This is a genomic window from Streptomyces sp. NPDC088733 (genome assembly GCF_044751185.1).
Lineage (GTDB): Bacteria > Actinomycetota > Actinomycetes > Streptomycetales > Streptomycetaceae > Actinacidiphila.
Genome location: NZ_JBIVLH010000013.1, coordinates 179,024 through 201,548, shown reverse-complemented (window position 1 = coordinate 201,548; position 22,525 = coordinate 179,024). Strand labels below are relative to the sequence as shown.

General features: G+C 73.0%; 19 protein-coding genes. 7 read left to right on the top strand and 12 right to left on the bottom strand.

Annotated elements, in window-relative coordinates:
- Positions 1–7 precede the first annotated feature (7 nt).
- Complete coding sequence (locus ACIP64_RS24490) at positions 8–1,204, bottom strand: amidohydrolase family protein (protein ID WP_401590509.1); 1,197 nt, start codon at positions 1,202–1,204, stop codon at positions 8–10.
- A 270-nt stretch (positions 1,205–1,474) separates the two neighbouring features.
- Here ACIP64_RS24490 and ACIP64_RS24485 point away from each other — a divergent pair, with 270 nt between their 5' ends.
- Positions 1,475–2,437: a DUF3800 domain-containing protein gene (locus tag ACIP64_RS24485; RefSeq protein ID WP_401590506.1), complete on the top strand. Its 963-nt coding sequence runs from the start codon at positions 1,475–1,477 to the stop codon at positions 2,435–2,437.
- Here ACIP64_RS24485 and ACIP64_RS24480 read toward each other — a convergent pair.
- Positions 2,397–2,681: an acylphosphatase gene (locus tag ACIP64_RS24480; protein WP_401590503.1), complete on the bottom strand. Its 285-nt coding sequence runs from the start codon at positions 2,679–2,681 to the stop codon at positions 2,397–2,399. The two genes, ACIP64_RS24485 and ACIP64_RS24480, sit on opposite strands and share 41 nt — an antisense overlap.
- A complete protein-coding gene (locus ACIP64_RS24475) occupies positions 2,678–3,415 on the bottom strand; it encodes a DUF72 domain-containing protein (protein WP_401590501.1) in 738 nt (245 codons plus the stop codon). Before ACIP64_RS24475 ends, ACIP64_RS24480 begins: the two co-directional genes overlap by 4 nt.
- Before the next feature lie 84 nt (positions 3,416–3,499).
- On the opposite strand from ACIP64_RS24475, the gene ACIP64_RS24470 reads away from it, so the two are divergent.
- The 3 genes from ACIP64_RS24470 (at position 3,500) to ACIP64_RS24460 (ending at position 6,635) form a co-directional block, all read left to right on the top strand.
- Complete coding sequence (locus tag ACIP64_RS24470) at positions 3,500–4,774, top strand: alpha/beta family hydrolase (RefSeq protein WP_401590498.1); 1,275 nt, start codon at positions 3,500–3,502, stop codon at positions 4,772–4,774.
- A 45-nt stretch (positions 4,775–4,819) separates the two neighbouring features.
- On the top strand, positions 4,820–5,275 hold the full coding sequence (locus ACIP64_RS24465) for a cyclic nucleotide-binding domain-containing protein (protein ID WP_360899791.1): 456 nt from the start codon (positions 4,820–4,822) through the stop codon (positions 5,273–5,275).
- A gap of 70 nt (positions 5,276–5,345) precedes the next feature.
- On the top strand, positions 5,346–6,635 hold the full coding sequence (locus tag ACIP64_RS24460) for a streptophobe family protein (RefSeq protein ID WP_401590493.1): 1,290 nt from the start codon (positions 5,346–5,348) through the stop codon (positions 6,633–6,635).
- 1,108 nt (positions 6,636–7,743) lie between these two features.
- Here ACIP64_RS24460 and ACIP64_RS24455 read toward each other — a convergent pair.
- From ACIP64_RS24455 to ACIP64_RS24445, 3 genes are all read right to left on the bottom strand, one after another.
- Complete coding sequence (locus ACIP64_RS24455) at positions 7,744–10,083, bottom strand: FHA domain-containing protein (protein WP_401590491.1); 2,340 nt, start codon at positions 10,081–10,083, stop codon at positions 7,744–7,746.
- A 48-nt stretch (positions 10,084–10,131) separates the two neighbouring features.
- Complete coding sequence (locus tag ACIP64_RS24450; protein ID WP_401590488.1) at positions 10,132–11,607, bottom strand: SDR family NAD(P)-dependent oxidoreductase; 1,476 nt, start codon at positions 11,605–11,607, stop codon at positions 10,132–10,134.
- Positions 11,608–11,780: 173 nt separating this feature from the next.
- A complete protein-coding gene (locus ACIP64_RS24445; protein WP_360899803.1) occupies positions 11,781–12,023 on the bottom strand; it encodes a hypothetical protein in 243 nt (80 codons plus the stop codon).
- A 151-nt stretch (positions 12,024–12,174) separates the two neighbouring features.
- Here ACIP64_RS24445 and ACIP64_RS24440 point away from each other — a divergent pair, with 151 nt between their 5' ends.
- Entirely contained in the window at positions 12,175–13,998 is a 1,824-nt protein-coding gene (locus ACIP64_RS24440) for an AMP-dependent synthetase/ligase (protein ID WP_401590485.1), read from the top strand.
- 15 nt (positions 13,999–14,013) lie between these two features.
- Here ACIP64_RS24440 and ACIP64_RS24435 read toward each other — a convergent pair whose 3' ends face one another.
- From ACIP64_RS24435 to ACIP64_RS24410, 6 genes are all read right to left on the bottom strand, one after another.
- Positions 14,014–14,895, bottom strand: coding sequence for a serine protease (locus ACIP64_RS24435; protein WP_401590482.1), 882 nt, complete (start codon positions 14,893–14,895; stop codon positions 14,014–14,016).
- Between the two features lie 191 nt (positions 14,896–15,086).
- On the bottom strand, positions 15,087–16,040 hold the full coding sequence (locus ACIP64_RS24430; protein WP_401590479.1) for a lysophospholipid acyltransferase family protein: 954 nt from the start codon (positions 16,038–16,040) through the stop codon (positions 15,087–15,089).
- Positions 16,040–16,831, bottom strand: a complete 792-nt coding sequence (locus tag ACIP64_RS24425) for a GNAT family N-acetyltransferase (protein WP_401590476.1) — start codon at positions 16,829–16,831, stop codon at positions 16,040–16,042. The genes ACIP64_RS24430 and ACIP64_RS24425 overlap by 1 nt, the downstream gene beginning before the upstream one ends.
- A 135-nt stretch (positions 16,832–16,966) precedes the next feature.
- Entirely contained in the window at positions 16,967–17,518 is a 552-nt protein-coding gene (locus ACIP64_RS24420) for a MarR family winged helix-turn-helix transcriptional regulator (RefSeq protein ID WP_401590473.1), read from the bottom strand.
- A 14-nt stretch (positions 17,519–17,532) separates the two neighbouring features.
- The gene (locus ACIP64_RS24415) at positions 17,533–19,065 is read right to left on the bottom strand and encodes an FUSC family protein (protein WP_401590470.1); all 1,533 of its coding nucleotides are present in this window, start codon (positions 19,063–19,065) and stop codon (positions 17,533–17,535) included.
- 66 nt (positions 19,066–19,131) lie between these two features.
- Complete coding sequence (locus ACIP64_RS24410; protein WP_401590467.1) at positions 19,132–19,785, bottom strand: TetR/AcrR family transcriptional regulator; 654 nt, start codon at positions 19,783–19,785, stop codon at positions 19,132–19,134.
- Positions 19,786–20,079: 294 nt separating this feature from the next.
- Here ACIP64_RS24410 and ACIP64_RS24405 point away from each other — a divergent pair, with 294 nt between their 5' ends.
- Together ACIP64_RS24405 and ACIP64_RS24400 are read left to right on the top strand one after the other, a co-directional pair.
- The gene (locus tag ACIP64_RS24405) at positions 20,080–20,601 is read left to right on the top strand and encodes a cupin domain-containing protein (protein WP_401590464.1); all 522 of its coding nucleotides are present in this window, start codon (positions 20,080–20,082) and stop codon (positions 20,599–20,601) included.
- 415 nt (positions 20,602–21,016) lie between these two features.
- The gene (locus tag ACIP64_RS24400; RefSeq protein ID WP_401590462.1) at positions 21,017–22,267 is read left to right on the top strand and encodes an MFS transporter; all 1,251 of its coding nucleotides are present in this window, start codon (positions 21,017–21,019) and stop codon (positions 22,265–22,267) included.
- The last annotated feature ends 258 nt before the right edge of the window (positions 22,268–22,525 follow it).

Genomic DNA, 22,525 nt, shown 5'->3' with positions numbered 1-22,525 from the left:
GCGGGTGTCAGCGGATCCGTACGCCCGCGCGGAAGACGGCGCGTATGTCGCGGAGCGAGGTGAGCCCGGCGAGCGGGTCGCCGTCGATCACGAGGAAGTCGGCGTCCGCACCGGCGCCGATGCGGCCCTTGCGGCCCCCGGCCCCGCACGCGGCCGCCGCCTGGCTGGTGACGGCTTTCAGCGCCGTCAGCGGGGACACACCGAGTGCCGCCAGCTCCATCGCGGCGTCCGGCAGGGTGCCGTGCGGTCGGTCGGGCGCCGTGCCCGCGTCCGACCCCACCGTGATCCGGGCGCCGAGCCGGGCCAGGGCCCGGTACGCGGTGTGGACGCCGTCGGCGTACGCCCCCGCCTCCCGGACCGGCGTCATGCCGACGAAGGTGCCGCTGCCCGCGATCAGGGCCTGGAGCCTCAGTTCCTCGACCGTCCCCCGGCCGCCGAGGAACGACGCGTGCTCCAGGCTGTCCGCCCCCGCGGCCAGCGCGTCCGCGATCGCCTCGGTGGCGTGGGCGTGGGCCGCCACCGGGAGGCCGAGGCGATGGGCCTCGGAGACCACGGTCCGCAGCTCCTCGCGCGTGTACTGGGCCCGGGACGGGTCCGAGCCCGGCGTGCGGGCGTCGCCGCTCGCCATGATCGTCACCAGGGAGCAGCCCCGGGCGTGCCGCTCCCGTACGGCGCCGACCAGCGCGCGCGTACCGGCCGCCGCGCCGCCCAGGAGATGACCGTGCCCTCCGGGTGTGGTGATCGGCGGCCCCGAGGCGAGGATCTCGGGCCCCAGACCGGGATCGGCGGCGGTCTCACGCGCGAGGGCCGCAGCGAGGAAGCCGCGGTCCCCGGCGTCCCTGACCGTGGTGATCCCCGCGCGCAGGGCCGTGCGGGCGGCGACACGCATGCGCGCGAGGAGCCGCTCGTCGTCCGCCGCGAGGAGCGCGCCCGCGGTGTCCGGCCCCGCGTCGAGGGCCAGATGGGCGCGGACGTCCACCAGCCCGGGCAGCAGGCACGCGTCGTCGCCCAGATCGACCAGCGGTACGCCCGGCGGGATCGTCCCCGTCCGGTCCACGGCGACGATTCGGCCGCGCCTGACGTGCACGGTCGCCGCGCCGGACAGGGTGAAGCCGTCGAACATCCGGCCCGCGCGCAGCGCGCAGGTGCCGTCGTCCGTGCCGGTTCCGGCGACGGACCGGGGCCGCGCGGGGGAGAGGGTCATGTCGCCCCCTGCGTGCGGTGGTTCATCGGGAGGGGGCCTCGCTTGCCTCGTGCGGGTGCGGATCGTGGTCGCGTGCCCTGCCGAGGCTGACAGGGGAACACACCGGCGGGCATCGGGAGGATGCCCGATCTTCCGCCGGGACACGGGCGCCCGGCGGGCCGCGGCTCGGGAGAAGTACCGAGCACCGCGCGGAAATCCCCTGGAGCGCGCCGCCCGGATCACCGAGGATGGCCCGCGAGCGGCCACGACCGGACGACCGAGGAGGCCACGGTGACGACGGGTCCCGTCCTGGAGATCGCCTGCGACGAGTCCGGGTCGGACGGCGAGAACCTCATCGGCGGCAACACCGACGTGTTCGCCCACGCCGGCGTGCGGATGGACCCCGCCGACGCGGACGCCTGCCTGCGCGAGATGCGCGACCGGATCCGCTCACCGGCCCAGGAGTACAAGGCCAACCACCTGCTCCGCGAGAAGCACCGGCCGGTCCTGGAGTGGTTCCTCGGCCCGTCGGGGCCGCTCCCGCCCGACGCCCGGGTCCACCTCACCGACAAGGCGTTCCTCGTCGTGCGCCGCGTCGCCGAGGTGCTGCTGGACGACCGGGCCGAGGCCGCACCGCTCTACCGAGAGGGCCGGGCCGCCCTCCCGGCCGCGCAGTGGCGCCGCTTCCTTGAGTCGGCCAACGACCTCGTCCGCACCCGCAACCGCGACGCCGGACCGGCGCCCGTCGACGCCTTCTTCCGCACGCTCGACGCGCTGCCCGGCACGCCTCTCGCGGCGCGCCTGCGGCACACCCGGCCCCGCGCCGAGGCGTTCCGGGCCCGCGTCGCGGACGGGCCGCCGCCGCTGCCGGAGCTCGACCCGCTGCTCCCGTCCCTGGCCCGCACCATCGGCCACTTCGGCCGCGACGGACACCCCGTCTCCGTCGTCCACGACCGGCAGAACACGCTCACCGAGGAACGCGTCCACCGGCTGGAGGCGATCCTGCCGCCGCCGTCCCGGCTCGCGTCGCTCACCCTCGTCGAGTCCCGGTCCGATCCCCGGGTGCAGCTCGCGGACTTCCTCGCCGGGGTGGCCCGCAAGATCGCCTCGGACGCCCTGGGCGGCCGCGCCGACACCCCGCTCACCGCTCTGCTCCGCCCGCACGTGGACCCGCACTCCCTGTGGGCCGACGAGCCCAGCCGGAAACTGCTGCTCAGCCCCGCCACGGAGTCGGGCGGACCTCGAAACCCGTGAGGCCCTCGGGCTCCTCCTCGCGGACGGTGACCCGGTCCACGATCGACAGGGGAGACCCCTCGTGCGCCCATTCCACCATCCGGCCGACCGCGTCGGCGGGGCCCTCGAAGACCGATTCCACCGTGCCGTCGGGCAGGTTGCGGACCCAGCCGCTCACCCCCTCCTCCAGCGCCGTCTGCCGGCAGGTGTCACGGAAGTACACGCCCTGCACGTCACCGGAGACGAGCACACTGCGCCGGATCACGACGGCCTCACCCCGCGGACCGCCGCGGTGAAGGCGTCGGCGTCCAGGACGGCCGCGCCGCCCGGGTCGTTGTTGAAGTAGACGAACACGTCGGAGTCCTTCGGCCAGGTGTCCGCGATGCGGTGGGCCCACGTGGTGAGCGCCCGCGCACCGTACCGCGGCCAGGGACGGGCGATGCCCTCATGGAACCGCACGTAGCCCCAGTCCGCCGTGCGCCACAGCGGGGTCGCGGGGCGGGCCCGCCGGTCGGCCCAGCACAGCGCGACACCGCGCCGCTCCAGCAGGGCCCGGATCTCCGGCGTCCACCACGAGGGGTGCCGGGGCTCGACCGCCACCCGCACCTCGCGCGGGAAGCACCGCAGGCACCCGTCGAGCACGCGCCCGTCCGCGCGCAGGTTGGGCGGCAGCTGGAGCAGCACCGGACCGAGCCGGTCGCCGAGCCCCTCGGCGTGCGTCAGCAGCCGGCGCACCGGCTCCTCGGGATCGCGCAGCCGCTTCATGTGCGTCAGGTACCGGCTGGCCTTGACCGCCACGACGAACCCGTCGGGGGTGTGCTCGCGCCACGCGGCGAAGGTGTCCCGCGACGGGAGGCGGTAGAACGCGTTGTTGCTCTCCACCGTCGGGAAGTGCCGGGCGTACTCCTCCAGCCACAGCCGCTGCGGGACCTCCGGCGGGTACAGGACCTCTCGCCAGTCCTTGTACTGCCACCCGGACGTTCCGACGAGCACGGGCATCGCGCGGTCCCTGCCGTTTGCTTGCTGGACATATTCAGGGTAGGCCGTAAGGAGTCCCGCATGTCCCGCCCGCGGGGGTGAACCATGCACTTCACAGATCGCGCGGATGCCGGACGGCAGCTGGCCGGGAGGCTGCGGCATCTGGAGGACCACAACCCCGTCGTGCTCGGCCTGCCACGCGGCGGCGTCGTCGTCGCCTACGAGGTGGCCCAGGCCCTGCACGCGCCCCTGGACGTCATCGTGGTCCGCAAACTCGGCGTCCCCTACCACCGCGAACTCGGCTTCGGCGCCATCGGCGAGGGCGGCGCCCGGGTGCTCAGTGACGACATCGTGCGGATGAGCCATGTCTCCCCGGACGACATCGACACCGTCGAGCGGCACGAGGAGGCCGAGCTGTCCCGGCAGGCGCACCGCTTCCGCGACGGGCGGCCGGGCACGGAACTGGCCGGCCGCACGGTCGTCGTCGTGGACGACGGCGTCGCCACGGGTGCCACCGCGCTGGCCGCCTGCGCCGTGGCCCGCACCCGCGGCGCCGCACGCGTCGTGCTGGCCGTGCCGGTGGCCGCGTCGCAGGCGATGCCCGCGCTGCGCGCCGCGGCCGACGACGTGGTGTGCCTGTCGGTGCCGCCCGTGTTCTTCGCGGTCGGGGAGTGGTACCACGACTTCTCGCAGACCCAGGACGACGAGGTCTCGGGCCTGCTGAAGCAGGCCGTGGCCCGCGGCCCCCGGACCACCGACGTCGAGGTGGAGACCGCCGGGGTGCGGCTGGCCGGCACGCTCACCATGCCCGCCGACGCGCGCGCCGTGGTGGTCTTCGCCCACGGAACGGGCAGCGGCCGGCACAGCCCCCGCAACCGCGCCGTGGCCGCCGCCCTGAACCAGACCGGGCTGGGCACGCTCCTGTTCGACCTGCTGACCCCCGCGGAGGAGACCGACCGGGCCAATGTCTTCGACGTGGAACTGCTGGCCGAACGCCTCACCGGCGTCACCCGCTGGGCCCGCCGGGAGAACCTGCCCGTCGCCTACTTCGGCGCGAGCACCGGCGCCGCCGCCGCGCTGCGGGCCGCCGCCGACCCCGGGGCCGAGGTCTCCTCCGTGGTCTCCCGCGGCGGCCGCCCGGATCTCACCGGCCCCGGGCTCCGCACGGTGCGCGCCCCCACCCTGCTCATCGTGGGCGGCCGCGACGACACCGTCCTGGAACTGAACCGCCGCGCCCAGGCGGAGCTCACCTGCCCCAGCCTGCTGCATGTCGTCCCGGGAGCCACGCATCTGTTCGAGGAACCCGGCGCACTCGACGAGGTCGCACACCTGGCGCGTGACTGGTTCTCCGGACACCTTCCTGCGACGCCCGGCCCGTGACCGTACCCTGAGGTCAAAGGGCTCGGACGGCACGGGAGGACGTTCATGAGCAGTACGGTGACCATGCTGGACTCATTGCCGCTGCACCACCGACGGGTCTTCCTGGAGCACGCCAAGCGGGTGAGTTTTCCGCAGAACTGGCGGATCTTCGACGAGGGCAGGTTCGCCGACCGCTTCTGGGTCGTGGAGTCCGGCGCCGTCTCCCTCGACATGGACGTGCCCGGCCGCGGCCCGGTCTCCGTGGACACTCTCGGCCCGGGCGAACTGGTCGGCTGGTCCTGGCTGTTCCCGCCCTACCGCTGGCAGCTCGCCGCGCACGCGCTGGGCACGGTGGGCGCGTACGAGTTCGTCGCGGCCGAGGTCCGCGAGCTGTTCAAGGACGATCCCGTGCTCGGCCAGGCCGTGGTGCTCGCCGCCGCCCAGACGATCGCGCAGCGGCTCGGCGCGGCGCGCGCCCGGATGGTCGACCTGTACGGGCCCCGTCTGCAGGAGCACTCCTAGCCCCTGCGGGCCACCACACAGAGGACAATCCGGACGGGCGGGCCGCGCCGCGGCTGCATAGCCTGACAGCGTGAGCCGCCACGAGCCCCCCGTTCCCCGCCCCGTCCTCGGGCCGGCACGGGGCTGGCTGCACGCCCTCGGCGTCGTCGTCGCCGGTTTCGCCGTCATGCTGGTCGTCGCCGCCCTCGGGCTCTGGCTCGCGGGCGCCTCGGAACTGCCGCAGGGCGCCTTCGTCCCCGTCATAGCCGCGACCGTGGTCATGGCCGTCGGCGGACGGGTCGCCCTGGACGGCGGCGCGGGCTTCATCGCCGAGACGCAGGCGGGCATCACCGCCGTCCCGCTCTCCGTGGCGCTGGCGGGGGCCCTCGTGACCGCCTACGCGTTCCTGCGGCCCCTGCGGTCCCACGCCGCGTTGTCGGGCGGCCACCTGCTGTGGCTCGTCCTGCGAACCGCCCTGCTGTGGATCGTCGCCCTGCTGCTGATCGCCTTCGGCGCCCGGCACAGCTTCGCCCTCACCGCGGGTAACGAGTACCTCGACGAGATCGCCCAATTGCTGGGCACCACCCCGACCGTCGGCTTCCACGCCCTCGTCGGCACCACCGTGGGACTGGGCCTGCTGTGGCTGGTCGTCGTCCTCCTGCTGGCCCTCGCCGTGTCCCGGCGCGTCCCGCTGCCGCCCCGGCTCGGGCCGCCCCACGCCGCGGTGCGGCCCGCCGCCCGCGCGATGACCGCGGTGCTCCTGGCGTACGTCGTCGCGGCGCTGATCGCCGCCCTGGTCACGGCCGACACCCGGACGGACGCGGGCGAGACCCTCGCCGTCGTCTTCCTCGGACTGCCCAACCTCGCCTGGCTCGCCTTCGGACTGGGCCTCGGCGCGAGCTGGCACGGCCATGTGAAGGGCGCCCTCGGACTACCGGTGCCCGAGCCGCTCGCCCGGGTCCTGCGCACCGGCGGCGACGGCGACGTCACCCTCGACCTCGCCTCCCTCACCCGGCAGGACGGCCGCGCCTGGTGGCTCCTCGTGGCCGCCGCCGTCGCCATGCTCGCCGCCGGCTGGGCCTCCGCCCGCCGCGCCCCTCCGGGCGCGGGGCACCTCCGCAACGCCGTCCGCCTGGCGCTGGCCGCCGCGGCCGCCATGCTGCTGGTCGGCCTCCTCACCTGGATCGACGCCCACTACGGCCTCTCCCTCTTCGGCATCGGCGACCCCTCGGACACCGGCGGCCTCGGCGGCTCCGTCGTCCTCGTCCCCGACCTGGCCGCCGCGGTCGGCCTAGCCGCGGCATGGGGCGCGGTGACCGGCTTCCTCGGCAGCCTCGCCGCGCGAGCGCGGCGCGACCGGAGACCTCGCCCCCCGCGGTGACGGGCTTGCGTGCGCCTGGCGGCCTTCCCCTGCCGGCACGGCGTCGGGGGTGCCCCGGGCACTGGCGGCTCCGTCGTCGGCGGTTGACCTTGCTGCGGTGTGGGGTGCCGTCACCGCCGTGCGGGCGTGGCGCCGCCGGGGGGCCCGCCCGCCCGGGCCAATACCTGCGTATGACGGCTGGCTTCTGCGGGCGCGGCACGGGCGACGCCTCGGGCACCGCTGGCCTCGGCGGTTTCGTGATCCGCGTCCTCGACCTGGGGGCCGCGTTCGGCGTTGCCGGGGCGTGAGGTGTCGTGACCGGTCTTCTCGGCAGCCTCGCCGTGCGGGGCGCGCCGCAGGGCCGGATAGCGGGGCATGGATGGGGGCCCGTCCGCCGAGGTGGCAGGTCGTCGGGCGTGTCTGCGCACGGCGGCCGGCTTCTGCCGCCCCGGCCTCGGCGGCTCCGTCGGCGGTTGGCCGTGCTGCGGTGTGGGGTGCCGTCACCGTCGTGCGGGCGTGGCGCCGCCGGGGCGGATCGAGGGACGGCCGGGGCCGCCTGCTCAGGCTTACCCGCGTATGGCTGCTTGCCTCTGCCGACGCGGCACCCGCGACCCCTCTGGCACCGGCGGCTCCGTCGTTTGTGGTCGGCCCTGCGGCGGGGCCCGATCGCAGCACGCCGAGGCGCACCGCCCACCGCGGTGACGGGCCTACCTGCGCCGGGCGGCCTTCGCCTGCCGGTGCGGCATCCGGGACGCCTCGGGCACCGCCGGTCTCGGCGGTTTCGTGATCCGCGTCCTCGACCTGGGGGCCGCGTTCGGCGTTGCCGGGGCGTGAGGTGTCGCGACCGGTCTTCTCGGCAGCCTCGCCGTGCGGGGCGCGGCGCACGGCGGCCGGCTTCTGCCGCCCCGGCCTTGGCGGCTCCGTCGTTTGTGGTCGGCCCTGCGGCGGGGCCCGATCGCAGCACGTCGAGGGGCTGGCCCACAGCGGTGACGGGCCTACCTGTGCCGGGCGGCCTTCGCCTGCCGGTGCGGCATCCGGGACGCCTCGGGCACCGCCGTGCGGGCGCAGTGCCGGCCCGCCGGATCCCGGGGCGGGAGACCCCGCCCGCCGGGGCGGACGGGCCGACGGCCTACCGGCGCATCACGGTCGGCTCCTGGCGGCGCAGGAGGCGGGCGACGACGAAGGCCATGACGACCGACAGGGCGGCCATCGCGCCCATGTCCAGGGCCCACACCCAGGGGTCGGGCCGGAACAGCGGGTCGGAGGTGATGCGGCCCGGGACCAGGGCGCCCAGATCGAGCGTCGCGGCCATCGCCGCGAGTCCCCAGCGCGCGGGCACCAGCCAGGAGAACTGCTCCAGCCCCGGCACCCCGTGCAGTTTCAGCAGCGCGCCGCAGAAGACAACCTGCACGAGGGCGACGAGCACCAGCAGCGGCATGGTCACCTCCTCCTTGCGCACCAGCGCCGAGACGACCAGGCCGAGCATCATCGACGTGAAGGCCAGTAGTGCCGCGGCCGCCGTGATCTCCAGCAGCGGGCTGGTGAAGACCCCGCTGCCGCCGCCCGGTCTGAGCCGGGCCCCGACGAGCGCGACCATCGTCAGGACGACCGCCTGGACGACCGTGATCAGCCCCAGCACCGCGATCTTGGAGCAGAGATAGGCCGACCGGGACAGGCCGACCGCCCGCTCCCGCCGGTAGATCACCCGTTCCTTGACCAGTTCGCGCACCGCGTTGGCGGCGCCCGTGAGCACCGCGCCGACACACAGGATCAGCAGCACGTTGAGCGTGTTCTGCTGCGTCAGCGCGCCGCCGGCCAGGGCGCGGGCCATGCCCCCCATGACGAACGGCAGCGCGACCATGATCGCCAGGAAGGTGCGGTCGGCCGCGAGCGACGCCGTGTAGCGGCGCACCAGCGTCCACCACTGGCCGCCCCAGTGCTGGGGCTTGGGCGGTGCCACGGCCGGGCGGGAGGTGGGGCCGGGCGGCTCCATCTGCTCCATCGCGTCGGTGACGTACTCGTCGTGCAGCGTGGAGGACTCGTACTGGCCCGCCCAGTCCCGCCGCCGTTCGTTCTCGAACGCCTCGAAGGCCTCCGGCCACTGCCGGAAGCCGAAGAACGGCAGTGTCTCGTCCGGCGGTCCGTAGTACGCCATGCGTCCGCCCGGCGCCATGACGAGCAGCCGGTCGCAGACCTCCAGGCTGAGCACGCTGTGGGTCACCACGACCACCGTGCGGCCGTCGTCGGCGAGCCCGCGCAGCATCGTCATCACCGAGCGGTCCATGCCCGGGTCCAGCCCCGAGGTCGGCTCGTCCAGGAAGAGCAGGGACGGCTTGGTCAGCAGTTCCAGCGCCACGCTCACGCGCTTGCGCTGGCCGCCGGAGAGGGTGTGGACGGGCTGGCCGGCACGGGCCCGCAACCCGAGTTCGGCGATCACCTCGTCGACCCGGGCCTCCCGTTCCTCCCGGGCGGTGTCACCGGGGAAGCGCAGCTCGGCGGCGTACAACAGGGCGCGACGGACGGGCAGTTGGAGATGCAGGATGTCGTCCTGCGGCACGAGGCCGATGCGCTGGCGCAGATCGGCGTACTCGCGGTACAGATCGCGGCCGTCGTAGAGCACCGTGCCCCGGTCCGCCGGGCGCAGCCCCGTCAGCGCGTTGAGCAGCGTCGACTTGCCGGAACCGCTGGGGCCCACGACGGCGAGCAGGCTCTTCTCGCCGACGGGGAAGGAGATGTTGTCCAGCAGCGTCCTGCTGCCGCCCTCCACCGTCACCGACAGGTCGCGGACGCACAGCGACACCTCGCCGGTGTCGGTGAACTGCTGGAGCTTGTCGCCCACCAGCCGGAAGACCGCGTGGCCGACGTCGATGATGTCGCCCTGGTGCACCGTCGCCCGCTCCACGGGCTGGCCGTCCAGATAGGTGCCGTTGTGGCTGTGCAGGTCGACGATCTCGTAGCCGCCGCCGGCCAGCGCCCGCAGTTCCGCGTGGTGCTGGGAGACCAGCAGGTCCTCGACGACCAGGTCGTTGTCGGGCGCACGCCCGATGTGGATCGTGTCGTCGGGCAGCGGCCGCACCGACGTCGGCTGCCGGAACGTGCCGGTCGCCAGCGGCGAGGCGATCGGGGGCGGCCGGTAGACCGGTGCGGCCGAGGCCCGGGTCAGCCGGGCCCACGGCCCGGTCAGCGGATGGCCGAAGCGGACGACACTGCCCGCGCCCACACCCCACTGGCGGACGTACCTGCCGTCCGCGAAGGTGCCGTTGGAACTCCCGGCGTCCTCCAGGACCCACTGCCCGGCGACCGTGCGCAGGACGGCGTGGTGCCACGAGACACGGGGGTCGTCGAGGACGATGTCGCTGTCCGGATCACGGCCGACGCGGTACATCCTGCCCGGGACCAGGACCAGGGTGTCCCCGGCGGTCTCCAGCACGAGTTCGGGCGCGGACGGCGCGAGTCGGCGCTCAGCCACACCGTCGATCGTAGTCGCGCGCCGCCCGTCCCGCCCGGCCGCGCGGCCTCACCACTCGGTCGGCGCGTAGTCCTTGAGGAAGACCCCGTGCAGGTCCTCGCCCAGTTCGCCGCGGACGATCGGGTCGTAGACCCGGGCCGCGCCGTCGATGAGGTCGAGCGGGGCGTGGAAGCCCTCGTCGGCGAGCCGGGACTTCTCCGGGTGCGGCCGCTCGTCGGTGATCCAGCCGGTGTCGACGCTGGTCATCAGGATGCCGTCGGTCTCCAGCATCTCCCGCGCGCTGGTGCGGGTCAGCATGTTAAGGGACGCCTTGGCCATGTTGGTGTGCGGGTGGCCGGGGCCCTTGTAGCCGCGGCTGAACTTGCCCTCCATGGCGGAGACGTTCACCACGTAGGTGCGGCGCGCGGGTGAGGCGGCCATGGCAGGGCGCAACCGGCTGACCAGGATGAACGGGGCGGTCTCGTTGCACAGCTGCACTTCGAGCATCTCGACCGGGTCGACCTCGCCGACCGCGCGGCTCCAGCTGTTCTCCGCGTCCAGGTCGGGGATCAGGCCGCCGGCGTCGATCGCGGTGCCCGCCTCGATCCGGGCGAGCGAGGCCGAACCGCTGACCAGCGCCAGCTCCGTGACCTCCTGGGCGCGCGCCGCGCCGTCCCGGCGCGGGCCGGGCAGGGCCGGCTGGGCGCCGCTCCCGAACGTGCCGAGGACCTCGGAGACGGGCAGTTCACCGGCGGGCAGCGGCGCCGACTCGGCGGCCACCAGCTCGGCGTACGCCTGCGGGGAACGGCGCACGGTCTGCGCCGCGTTGTTGATCAGGACGTCGAGCGGGCCCTCGGCGGCGACCGAGTCGGCCAGTGCCACGACCTGGGCCGGGTCGCGCAGGTCGATGCCGACGATCTTCAGCCGGCTGATCCACTCGTCGCTGTCGGGCATCGCCTTGAAGCGGCGGATCGCGTCGGCCGGGAAGCGCGTGGTGATCGTCGTGTGCGCGCCGTCACGCAGCAGGCGCAGCGCGATGTACATGCCGATCTTCGCCCGGCCGCCGGTCAGCAGCGCGCGCCGGCCGGTCAGGTCGGTGCGGGCGTCGCGGCGGGCGCGGTTGAAGGCGGCGCACGACTGGCACAGCTGGTGGTAGAAGGCGTCCACCTCGACGTAGCGCTGCTTGCACACGTAGCAGGAGCGCGGCCGCTGCAGCACGCCCGCGATCTCGCCCAGCGTCGACGAGGAGGGCAGCAGCCCCTGGGTCTCGTCGTCGATGCGCTCCGCCGAGCCGGTCGCGGTGGCCTCGGTGACGAACTTGTCGTGGGCGGTCTTGGACGCCCGCCGCTCCTGGCGGCGGCGCTGCTTCACGGTCCGGTAGATGCCCGCCGTGGCCTTGCGGACGGTGATCGCGTCCGGGTGGTCCACCGGCAGGTCGTCCAGTTCCCGCAGGACGCCGAGGCACAGCTCCAGACGCTCCGGGTCGATGCCGGGGACGCCCTCCCACGTCGTTGCCGTGCCCTGCTCGTTCTCGGTCGCCGTCATGCCCGCCGTCGTCCCCGGTTCGTGTGTTCCCGCTGCTTCCTGGGGAACTGTACGAAACGCGGCGGCGGACGGCCAAAAACTCGGCGGCCTTGAGGACTTTGGTCCCGTGCTCCCACGCCGCGCGGTCGCTCCGCGTGACCGCTCACGTGACGTGACGGCCGCCGGGCGCGGGATCACTCGAGGGGCGCGGTGGCCTCGCTCTCGTACGCGTAGTCCCAGGGCTCGTCGGCCATGTGCTCCAGGCGCTTGTAGAAGGCCGCACTGTCGGGCCACGCCTGGTGCAGCCCGGCGTCCTGCACGGTGATCGCCATCGGGTCGTACAGGATGCCCTCGGGGGGCGGGCCCCCGGCTACCAGGGCGATGCCGAGTGTGAGACCGTCCCCGGGGCCGCCGTGGAGTCGGATCCTGGTGGTCATGGAGTCACCTCCTGATCCCATGATCTCTCGGGATCGCCCGTGGGGGGAGGTTTGGTGAAGAAGCCCCGTCCCGCCCGGCCTCGGCCGGACAGTGCGTGAGAGATCGGTTACGTTACGCTCCCGGCCCGCTCCAACCCCACGAGGAGCACGTGTGCGTGCCTTCAGTCTGCCCGCACTGGTCCCCGCGACCCATGTCGGCGGGCTCGCCGACGTCGTGTTCGAGGACGCGGCGCGGGTGCCGGACGAGGTGCGGATGGGCCGCAAGGAGGACGGCCGGTGGCAGGACGTGACCGCCGCCACGTTCCGTGACGAGGTCATGGCGCTGGCGCGGGGGCTGCTCGCGCACGGCGTGCGCTTCGGCGACCGGGTCGCGATCATGTCGCGGACCCGGTACGAGTGGACCCTCTTCGACTTCGCCCTGTGGACGATCGGGGCCCAGCCGGTGCCGGTCTACCCGACCTCCTCGGCCGGGCAGCTGCGCTGGATCCTGCACGACACCGGTGCGGTCGGCTGCGTGCTGGAGCACGAGGACCACGCCATGACCCTCGGCTCGGTGATCGAGCACCTGCCCGCCGTGACGCGGGTCTGGCAGCTGGACAACGGGGCCGTCAAGCAGCTCATGGCGGACGGCGAGCGGATCGGCGAGGACGTGGTGCACCGGCACCGGCTGGCGGTCACCCCCGACGCCGTCGCCACCGTGATCTACACCTCGGGGACCACCGGCCGCCCGCGCGGCTGCGTGCTCACCCACGGCAACTTCATGGCCGAGTGCGACAACGTCATCGCCCACTGGCGGACGATCTTCGAGACCGGCACCGCGGAGCCGCCCTCGGTGCTGCTCTTCCTGCCGCTGTCGCACGTCTTCGGCCGCATGATCCAGATCTGCGCGGTCCGGGCCGGGGTGCGGCTGGGCCACCAGCCGGACATGTCGGCGGCCGCGCTGCTGCCCGATCTCGCCGACTTCCGGCCGACGTTCATGCTCGCCGTCCCGTACGTCTTCGAGAAGGTCTTCAACGCCGCGCGGTCCAAGGCCGAGGAAGGCGGCAACCTCGGCGTCTTCGACCGGGCCGCCGACGTCGCGGTGCGCTTCGCCGAGGCCCGCGAGCGACGCGCCTTCGGCACCGGCCCCGGGCCGAGCGCGGCGCTGCGCGTCCTGCACCGGATCTACGACCGGCTGGTGTACGCCAGGGTGCGCGAGGCCCTGGGCGGCCGGGTCCGCAACGCGGTCAGCGGCGGCTCGACGATGGGGCGCCGGCTGGGGCTGTTCTTCGAGGGCGCGGGCGTGACGGTCTACGAGGGGTACGGACTGACCGAGTCCACCTCCGCCGCCACCGCCAACCCACCCGGCAAGGTGCGCTACGGCACGGTCGGGCACCCCGTGCCCGGCACCTCGGTGCTGATCTCCGAGCAGGACGAGATCCTGCTGCGCGGCCCGACGGTCTTCTCCGGCTACCTCGGCGACCCGCAGGGAACCGCCGAGGCGCTGCGCGAGGGCTGGCTCGCCACCGGCGACCTCGGTTTCCTGGACGAGCAGGGGTATCTGACCATCACCGGCCGCAAGAAGGAGATCATCGTCACGACCAGCGGCAAGAACCTCTCGCCCGCGGTCCTGGAGGAACGCGTCCGCGAGCACCCGCTGATCGAGCACTGCCTGGTCATAGGCAACGACCGGCCCTACGTCACCGCGCTGGTGACCCTCGACGGCGAGGCCGCCGCACGCTGGCTGCGGCTGCGCGGCAGGCCCCCGGCCGGGCTGCGCGAGCTGGTGCGCGACCCGGAGGTGGAGGCGGAGGTGCGGCGCGCGGTGTCGGCGGCCAACACGCGGGTGTCGAAGGCGGAGTCGATCCGTGCCTTCCGCGTGCTGGCCGCCTCCTTCACCGAGGAGGAGGGTCTGGTCACCCCGTCGCGCAAGCTCGTCCGCCGGGCCGTCGAGGAGGCCTACGCTGCCGAGATCGACGCGATGTACGGGCGCTGAGCGGCGCCGGGGGCGTCACGGCTTGGGGAGCGTGCACCCCGCCAGGCCGAGATTGAACTGGTTCCCGGTGGTCACGCACGCGCCGATCCCGTACGTCTCCTCGGCGTAGTTGATGCCCTGGCGGACCGTGACCGTGCCGTTCTGGTCCACCTCGCAGGGGTTGTTGAGGGTGCAGCGGCCGCCGTCCTCGTTGCCCGTGTTGTTGATCGCCACGACCTTGCCGGTCGAGGTGTCGATCACCGGTGAACCGGAGGTGCCGCCGATGGTGTTGCACGCGGAGGTGTAGCGGACCGAGTCCTTCCAGGTCCAGTCGCCCTCCTTGAGCCGGTAGACGAAGCCGTCGATGTTGCAGGTGTAGATGGTCTTCCAGTAGCCGGAGACCACCTTGATCGCGGCGCCTTGCACGGGATGGGCGGCCGAGAGCTCCAGCGCGGAGATGCCGTAGGAGGACTGGATCTGCGCGTAGGTGCGGTTGAGTTGGTACACCGAGATGTCGGTGTCGGTCATCGTCGCGTAGGCGAGCTTGGTGGCCCGCAGCGTGGCGACGTTGCGGCCCGAGGCGTTGAGCAGCCCGAAGGTGCGGGTCGAGGACTGGTTGAGCAGCACCTCGCCGGGGTCCAGGAAGCCGCTGGTGAGGCAGTGGCCGTTGGAGAGCACCAGAGCGGGGTCGGTGGACGCCGAGGCCGGGAAGCGGATGAGTGAGCCGGAGCAGTTGCTGAGCGACACCGTGCCGGCGAAGTTCACGGTGACCGCGGCGGGCGCGGCCGGCGCGGCGTTGCGCACACCGGTGGCGTCCCGGCTCGTGGCCGAGGCGGGCGCGGTGGACAACCCGAGGCAGGCGACTGCCGCGAGGGCGGTCAGAACGGCCGCCAGGGCACCTCTGAGAGGTCGTTTCATGTGGGGGGTCCTCTCGAGACCGAAGTTCTTTCGGTTTTGGCATGGACATTGTCATGACTCGAGAGGGACCGGACAAGAGGGCATGGCGCAGCCCCAACCCGGGGGCCGGCGGCGGCCGTTGCGCACGACGCGACGGTGCCCGTCCCCCCGGGGGCGGGGACGGGCACCGTGGGATTCGCGGGCGCTGGGCGTCAGGGGAGGCTCGCGGCCGGCTCGGCCGCTTGCACGACGGGGGACGGGATGACGACCGGCGGCGCCACCTCGACGACCTCGATCACCTCGGCCGACGCCGGTACCGGTACCGGCAGCAGCTCGGGCTGCCGTGCGGCGGGCACCTCGACCCGGTGCGCCGCCCGGTCCGCCGCGAGGGCGAGGGCGCGGCGGTCGGGCCACGTGCCCGCGGGGATCGCGGGGAGCACCGACACCTCGGCGTTCAGCCCGCGGCCCGCCACCACCCGGTGCACCGAGTCCATCAGCGTGTCCTCCCCGACGAACGCCGGGGCCATGCTGCGCGACCCGTCCGCCAGCCGGTAGTGGATCCGGATGGGCTGCACGTCGGCACCCGCGTCCACCGCCGCCTGGAACAGCGCACGGCGGTAGCGGCCCTCCTCACGGCCGCACCAGGTGCTGCCCTCCGGGAAGGCGACGACCGTGGCCCCGCCGCGCAGCGCCTCCCGCACTTCGCCGACGGTGTCCGGCAGGGTCCGGAACCGCTCGCGGTCGATGAAGATCGTCCGGCCGAGCACGCACAGCGGGCCGAGCACAGGCCAGCCCCGGATCTCCGACTTGGCGACGTTGCGTCCCGGGAGGACGGAGGCGATCAGCAGGATGTCCATCCAGGACACGTGGTTGGCGACCACCAGCAGCCCCCGGCCGCGCTCGCGCGCCGCCGGTGGGACCGGCACCCGGACCTCCATGCCGAAGGCCGTCACCACCGACCGCATCCACGTGCGGACCAGGGAGTCGCGCAGCGCCGGAGGGCAGAGCACGGCCACCGGGACGGCCAGGACGATCCCGATCAGCAGCACCACGGCCACGGTGACGTAGCGCACCGTCCGGCGCAGCCGGCCCACCAGGGGACCTTCGCCGGTCACGCAGGCCTGCGGGGTGCAGGGCGAGACCGGCGACCACCATGTCGCGGCCATCAGGAGCTTCCGAGGGAGCCGAGCGAACCGATTGCGCCGAAGTGGCGCAGGTAGCGCTCGTCCGTGCGCTCCAGCGACAGCAGGATGAACAGGTCGGCGACACCGAACTCCGGGTCGTAGGCGGGCTCGCCGCAGATCCAGGCGCCCAGCCGCAGGTAGCCGCGGAGCAGCGCGGGCAGCGCGGCACGGGCCGGGCGGGTCAGGCCCGTCGGGTCCCAAGGGCGGTGCGGGGTGACCCGGTACTCCTCGGGGGCCATGTACTTGGCCGAGACCCGGTCCCAGACGCCGGCCGCTGTCGAGCCGCCGTCGGCGAGCGGCACCGAGCAGCAGCCGGCCAGCCAGTTGTGGCCGGTGGTCGCCATGTAGCGGGTGATGCCGCCCCACATCAGCGCGACGACGGCACCGTCGCGGTGGTCGGGGTGCACGCAGGAGCGGCCGACCTCGACGAGGTCGTGCTGGATCGGGGCGAGCCGGGCGAGGTCGAACTCGCTCTCGGAGTAGGTGCGCCCCGCGCGGCGGGCGTTGGCGGGGGTCAGCAGCCGGTAGGTGCCCACCACGTCGCCGGTGTGGTCGTCCTTCACCAGCAGGTGGTCGCAGAAGGCGTCGAGGGCGTCGACGTCCAGGCCCGGTTCGGGCGTGTCCAGCACGGCGCCCATTTCCCCGGCGAACACCTGGTGCCGCAGACGCTGCGCGGCCCGCACCTCGGCCTCGTCCTGGGCGAGGCTCACCGAATAGCGGGGGCGTTCGACGACGTTGTCGACAACGGGAGCGAGTTCGTACGAAGCGGTCATGGCGCGATTCCCTGGTCAGGGGGACGGGGACACCCCTATCTGTCCCGTCGGCGCCTTGCCTTGGCATGTCCTTTGCGGAGAGTGGAGATGTGCGCTCGCTGAATCACTGGGGGCGCGGTGCCGTTCGGTGCCGCTTCACCCGGAAAGCGCGCCCAAGCGGCCTTCGAGCAGCAGCAGCAGTTCGCCGAGGATTTCGGCCAGCTCGTGGCGCCGTCCGTCCGGCAGCCCGGACAGCAGACCCTCCTCGTACGCGAGCTGCTCCGGGAGCAGGCGGTCCACCAGCGCCAGGCCGGTGGGGGTCAGCCGCAGGTGCGAGACCCGGCGGTCGCGGTCGTCCGGCCGGCGCCCGATCAGGCCGCGCTCCTCCAGCACCTTGATCCGCTTGGTGACCGCCGCCCCCGACGCGAAGGTTTCACGTGCCAGACGTCCGGGCGTCAGTTCGCCGCCGACGCGGCGCAGCGCGCAGAGGATGTCGTACTCCGGTCGGGTGAGGCCTTCGCGGTTCAGTGGCGCGTCGACGGCGAGTTGCAGGAGCGCGGTACTCCGGTTCAGGCGCCCGATCACGGCGACGGGCGCGAAGTCCAGCTCCGGGTGCACGCCCTGCCACTGGCGCAGCACCGTCGCGACGGCGTCCTCCACGCGCGATGTCCTTCCCTCGTACGCCGGCGGCTCCGGCGGCGTCCGCATGATCGTACGCGTCGTCAAGCAGCGGTGACGGACCGGCCACCGCGGCGGCCCGCCAGCGCGAGGTGCCCGCGCCGCTCCGCGTCGGTGATCCGCTCCTCGGGCAGGGGGCCGCTCCACCACTCGCCGGAGGCGGTGTCGGCCGCCTCGCGCAGCTCCAGCAGGGCCGCGGTGAGCCGGGGCTCCCGCGGCAGCGGGGCGGCGAGCTCGTCCTCCAGTCGGTCCAGGGCGGTGCCGACCCGCCGTCCGGCGCGCCGGTTCGGAACCGCGAAGCACACCACGAGCCCGGCGGCCGCGCCCACGACGGTGTCCAGCCAGCGATCGGCGACCAGCCGGCCCGCGGGCTGCATGCCGGCGAACTCGGTCATGATCATGGCCATCGGCGTCACGAACGCGCTGGCCAGCCAGTAGTTGCGGGCGATGGTGGCCTCCGCCGCGAAGTTGCACGCCAGCGCGGTCACGACCAGGGCACCCGCGCCGGCGGCCGTGAAGGGCACGAGCGCGGTGAACAGCAGCACGCCCAGCAGATTGCCCACGACGCGCTGGAGCGCCCGCCGCCAGGACAGGGCGGTGTTGGCGGCCAGCACGGCGGCGGCGGTCACGACGGCCCAGTACGGACGGTCCACGCCGAGCGCCGCCGACACCCAGCCCGCCGCCGCGCTGCCGAGGCCGACCCGCAGGCCGATCGGGGCCAGGTGCCGCATCGAGGGGCCGTGGAACGGCGCCGGCGGCGGCCCGGTGCGGGCTTCCCTGTCCGTCGCGACGCCCGCGGCCCCCGGCAAGGCCCGTGCCGTGCGCAGTTCCCGGGCCCAGGTGGCGAGTCGTCGCGCCCCCGCGGGGCCGGTGGCATCGGCGCGGGCCAGCAGCCGCTCCAGCCCCGCGCGGTGGGCGCCCGGCGCGGCGGCCCGCAGCGTGTGCCACGCGGCGTTCACGGCCGCGGTCGCCTCGTGCCGGGCCCGCGCCGCGCTCCCGTCGTCGGCCAGGACCCGCGCCCGGGCCTCCAGCGCCCGCGCCACGGCGGCGCGCTCGGGACCGTGCGGGCGCACCAGCGCCGGCGCCATGCCCACCAGCCAGGCGACGGCCCCGCCCAGCACCATCAGCCCCACGTGCGCGGGCACCTGCGCCGGGGTCTGCGGCACGAACGCGGCGCTCGCCGCGACGAAGGTGAAGATCACGTTCCCCGGCGGCCCGATCCGCGTCGCGTCGCACACCACCTTGTGCGCCGCGGCAAGCGCCGCCGCGACGGCGACCCGCACCGCCGTCACCTCCGTCAGCGCGGCCGTTGTCAGCGCGACCGCGCCGCCGGCCGCCATGCCCAGCACGACCAGCGCGAGCGTCCGCGCCCGCGCGGCGTACGGCAGCCCGTGCCCGTACAGCGCGCACAGCCCACCGCCCGCCGCATAGAGCACCAGGTCCAGCCGCCCCAGGGCCAGCAGCACCCCCTCCACGATCCCCACGGCGACGACCACGCTGACGGCCCGCTGATGCCAGAGGTCCTGGACCGTGCGCAGCCGCAGGGCGTCGCGGAGGGGGTGGAAGAGGTTCGGCATGCCTACAAGCTTAACAGGTGTTTTACTCGTGAAATAATCCTCGAAGGCTGCACGCGGGCCGGTCGTTCAGGTGAGCAGGCCTCGAAGGACCACCTCGGCCAAGGCGGCGGTCTTTTGCCGCCACTCGTCGGTCGATGAATCTCCCGCTTCATTCATGCGGTGCACGAGTTGTCTTTGGGTCATGACGACCGCGGGCCCGGTGAGTGCACTGAACAGGACGTCCATACTCATGGCCGGCATTCGGCCCGAAGTCATGAGTCGCTGAGCGAGTGGTTCGAGCTTTGCCATGAATCGGCCGGTGTACTCGCTGTAGAGATAGTTCAGCCGGTCGGACGCGAAAACGGACTCGTCGGAGATGATGCGGTTCGCGTGGGGCATGTTCGCGGCCAGGGAGTGGAAGGTTCTGACGGCGCACGTGAACTTCTCGACGTCCTCGAGGTCGCCGTCGAGGATGGTGATGAGCTGCTGGATCGGTGCCCTGAGGGCGTGGTCGAGCGCCGCGCGCCAGAATTTTTCCTTCGATCCGAAGCGGTCGTTGATGAAGTTGTGGTTGACGCCCATGCGCTTGGCCAGTTCGCGGACGGACGCGCCCGAGTAGCCCAATTCGGCGAATGCTTCAAGACCGCGCTGAAGGATCTCGGAATCGTCGAGGTCGACCTGCGGCGCTCTCGTCCGGCGGTGGTGGTCCGACCTGTCGTCCATCGCGCCCTGTTGCGCCACTGAAACCCCAACTCATCCTTCTGATTTCTTACGGGCCGAGCGGCGGAATGCCGGAGGACACCGTAAGTTCCTTCACTTTCCACATGGTTCGCGACGGCCCTCTTCCCGGCGACGAGATGCGGCGTCCGATCGGAAGATTACCGCCGCCCCTTGACGGGGGCAGGTAGCGGTCCGGTCAGGTGTGCTGCGGATCGGGGTGGGACCCCCGCTCCTGACAGCTGTCAGGAGCGGCTGGTCTGACAGCTGTCAGGCGCCGGGGTCGACCGCGCCTGTTTCCCTTATGAGGAGTCCTGGGTGAGCCTTCCCATGCCGCAGATAGACACCGACGACCCTCGCTGGACGAAACGTGGAGCCATCCACGTGCCCGCCGGCGAAGGCATCACCAAGTGGGTGTCCGACAACGTCTACTCCGTCAAGGTCCACACCGACATCACCGACGGGCACTTGGGTTTCGTCGAGGCGGATGTACCGCCCGGCGCGGGGCCGGTGGCACATGTCCACAACCGCAACAGCGAAGCCTTCTACCTGCTGGACGGTGAACTCGAGTTCCTCAACGGGGACGAGAAGATCATCGCGCGGTCGGGGGACTTCCTCTACGTCCCGCCGGGCATCCGGCACCGCTTCCTGAACAAGAGCACCCGTCACGCCAAGATGCTCTTCCTGTTCACCCCCGGCGGCCCCGAGGTCCTCTTCATGCGGGGCGACGAGCCCGTACCCGGCGTGCCGGCGCCCCTGTGGGACGGCGAGCGGTTCGCCGCGTACGGCGCATCGCTCGCCGACCTGGACGTCGACTCACCCGTGATGCCGGAGAGCTGACCTGGTGTCCGCGACGGCTGCATCTCCGTGAGGTGCAGTAGGCGACCAGTCGCCTACAGGTCGTATCGATGTCGCGCCCCGCAAGAGCGAGTGGTGGCAGCACTACCGCGGCCCGCGCGCGGACGTGGACCGGATCAGCCGGCCCCAGGGCCCCGATCCGGTCCGCGTCCCGTGTTCAGTGTTGGGGGACGTCGGGTGACGTCGGGTGACGTCGGGGATCTCCAAAAGTTCGGGCACCGTAAACCCGCCGATGATCTTGTGCTCGCCGGTGTGTTCCGTTTGGTGAAAAAATGGGCGAACCATTGAGGTTGGATTGCGATCCGGCCGTCGCGGTCGTCGCGACCTTCCTCGAGATTCCCGGATTCGCGCTCTCGACCCCTGATGTCCCAGGTCCACTGATCTACCGAAACCTCCTATGCGATTTCCAGGACGAAAGCCCCGCCTGCAACTGCCGCGGCAGTTCTACGGCGTCTGGGCCGCCGTGACCGTCTCCAGTCTGGGTGACGGCATGCGGCAGGTTGCCCTTCCCCTGCTCACCGCCGACCTCACCGACGACGCCCGGCAGGTCGCCCTGGTGGCTTTCGCGGGACAACTTCCGTGGCTCCTGGTCAGTTTGCTGTCCGGTGTCCTCGCGGACAGGCTCGAGCGCCGTCGTGTGCTGTGGCTCGTCGACATGGCGCGGGCAGCGACCATGGCCGGTGTCGCTCTGCTCACGGTGTTCGACGCCCTGTCGATCCCCTTGCTGGCAGGGGTCGCCTTTCTGCTCGGCTGCGGCCACACGCTCTACAGCGGCTCCTGGGCCGGCCTCGTGCCCTCCTTGGTGGCGCCCGAATCGCTGACCAAGGCGAACGCCCGCCTCCAGGCGAGCTGGTTGATCGCCGGGAGCCTGCTGGGCGCCCCGGTGGGAGCGGTGCTCTACGAGATCACACCGGCACTCCCGCTCGGCATTGACACCTTGTCATTCATGGCATCCGCGGGATTCATTCTGCTGATGACGGGCGGCCCTCCGGCCAGGCCCGGAGACGCTCCTTCCGAGCGGCGGTCCCTGCGTGAGGACGCCCTGAACGGTCTCGGCTGGTTGTGGCGGCACGCTCTGCTGCGTCGTGTGTGCGCCATGTCCGCTCTGGTCAATCTCGTGGTGGCCGGCCTGATGTCCGTTCTGGTGCTGTACGCGCGGCAGACCCTGGAACTGGGAAGCTCCGGCTACGCCCTGCTGGTGTCGGTGTTCGCGGTGGGCGGGATCGCGGGTGTGCCGCTCGCGTCCTACCTGGGGATCCGGCTCGGCCCGGTCCGCGTGCTGTGGCTCGGCTCGTTGATCATGGGGGGCATCTGCGCCGGCCTCGGCCTGGCCGGGTCCGCCACCGCAGCGGTGCTGTTCGTCGCCTGCTACGGGGCGGTGAGCCTGGTGTGGAACGTCACCGCGGCCACACTCCGCCAGTCGCAGGTTCCGGAGGGTCTGCTGGGCCGGGTCTCCATGACCTTCCAGATGGTCAATGTGGGCTCCGGCGCCCTGGGGGTCCTGCTGACAGGGCTGGTCTACTACGGCATCGGCCCCCGGGCTTCCTTCCTCGCCGGAGCGATCCTGCTGTGCCTGGCCAGTGCCATTCTCATCGGCTCCCGTGTCGAGGTCCCCGTTGACGAGCCCGCCGGGGCGCCGGCCGGCTGAGTGCGCGCTGAGAACCGCGGCCTCCGGTAGCCAGTGCCCATGGCGCGGATTCCGCCCGGCAGACCAATCCGCGCGCTTGTCGGCCCTCGTGGACACAGCTCGGTCGTTCCTGGGCGGCGTGGGCACGGTCAGCACCTGCGATGCCACCATCCCGATTCCGGGTCCGCCGTCGGCTCGTTGTGCGTTCGTGCGAGCAGTACGACGTCCAAGCGCTCCACCTGCGCCCGGAGTTCGGCGGCGGCCCTTGGCGGAAGCATG